General features: G+C 44.2%; 3 rRNA genes. All 3 read right to left on the bottom strand.

Annotation, left to right across the window (positions count from 1 at the left end):
- Positions 1-109: ribosomal RNA gene (locus ACTNBR_RS16450) — 23S ribosomal RNA — on the bottom strand; the annotation flags it as partial.
- 307 nt (positions 110-416) lie between these two features.
- A 5S ribosomal RNA gene (gene rrf, locus ACTNBR_RS16445) occupies positions 417-534 on the bottom strand.
- Between the two features lie 215 nt (positions 535-749).
- Positions 750-849, bottom strand: a 16S ribosomal RNA gene (locus tag ACTNBR_RS16440); the annotation flags it as partial.

Here is an 849-nt window from a genome sequence, read left to right as displayed (position 1 = left end):
CTCCGGATCGTTGGATATTTGCTCCTCCCCGAAGCTTTTCGCAGCTTATCACGTCTTTCATCGGCTCTTAGTGCCAAGGCATCCACCCTGCGCTCTTTCTAGCATAACCAACTGATAAGAAATACGGGTTGTTTTCTTATCGACACATATATAGCGTTATATGCGTTGGTATTCAAGGTTGTTTTTTTACTTCGTTTTCTCGAAGTGTTAGTTAATTGTTACTCTTAAGAATAACAATCACCTCGGATGTCTTTCTCTATTTATTTGAGAATTGATTTTCTTTGTATGCGATTTTCAAGGTACATTGCATAACAGATCATCTGTTATGTATTTTCTGACTGATGTTATCAGTCATTAAAAACCAGAAAATTTTTCTAATCTTTAATCACTGGTAAAACCAGTTTCCTCTTTTTTGATTCTGGCGGCCACCTGCTCTCCCACACCGTCTCCAGTGCAGTACCATCGGCCGCTTAGGTCTTAACCATCGTGTTCGGGATGGGAACGGGTGTGTCCCCTAAGCGCATCGCCACCAGAAATATTCTGTTATCTTTTTTTCGTGAGTGCAGTCTTTCTCTTCACCCTCCAATCCGCTACGCTTCTTGTCGGGCTACGTTCAAGCCTTCTTATGCATCTCATCTTCCATCCCTGTTCCTGCAAGCAAGCTTGCGTCACAGTTCTGTAAGCTAATCTGCGCACTCACTCCTTGATAACTAAGCAATAGACACAACACCTTACTTCTTCTTCCTTAGAAAGGAGGTGATCCAGCCGCACCTTCCGATACGGCTACCTTGTTACGACTTCACCCCAGTTATCGGTCCCACCTTCGGCAGCTCCCTCCTTTCGGTTGGG

Source organism: Bariatricus sp. HCP28S3_F11 (assembly GCF_052065395.1).
Classification (GTDB): Bacteria; Bacillota; Clostridia; order Lachnospirales; family Lachnospiraceae; genus Allocoprococcus.
This window is presented reverse-complemented; position numbering and strand designations above follow the sequence as displayed.